Source organism: Microbacterium sp. P5_B6, assembly GCF_056400345.1.
The window spans coordinates 1-603 of sequence record NZ_JBFULL010000087.1 but is presented as its reverse complement, the minus strand read 5'-3'; the positions used below and the strand labels follow the sequence as shown (position 1 = coordinate 603).

General features: G+C 68.3%; 1 pseudogene. It reads left to right on the top strand.

Annotated features, from left to right (window positions below):
- Positions 1-153 precede the first annotated feature (153 nt).
- Positions 154-603, top strand: a pseudogene (locus AC1DP3_RS18375) (hypothetical protein); the annotation flags it as partial.

Sequence of the window (603 nt, the reverse complement as noted above, 5' to 3'; positions counted from 1 at the left end):
CCTCGTGCCCATGCACCCGTACTGTCACGACCTGCTGCACCGCCTCATCGACCGCGACGCCGTCCTCTCCCGAAACCGCACACGGCGCGCAGCAAGCCAGTTCGCGCTGGAACGGCTCCGCCGCAAACTGCAACCCACCCCCGAGAGTCCGTCATGACCGACTACGCGGACCCGGACGACCCCGACGACCTCATCGCGGCGGACATGAGCGACTTCGAACCCGACATCCGCTACGCCAGCTCCGCCCCCATCGGCGGGCAAGTCGTGAACTGGCGCACCCTCACCGATGAGGACGCGCCCGCCGCGTGGACGKAACTGYGGGCATGGGTGGAATGGTTCACCGTCCGCTACCGGATCTCCGAATCCGTCGTCCCACCGTGCTGGTTCAAACACGGGCAGCTCGTCGAAGAACTCTCCGCCMTGCACGCCGCGCACACCGCCGCGTTCGACGCATCCGACGCCGGATTCGGCCCCATCGGMTGGCACGAACGACTCAGCCTCACCATCCCCCGCCTCACCCGCGCCTACGCCGGCGGATGCGCCCGCGGCCACGACCCCCTCAAACCCCGCTCCTGGAAGAACATCACCGACGAGAGCGAATGG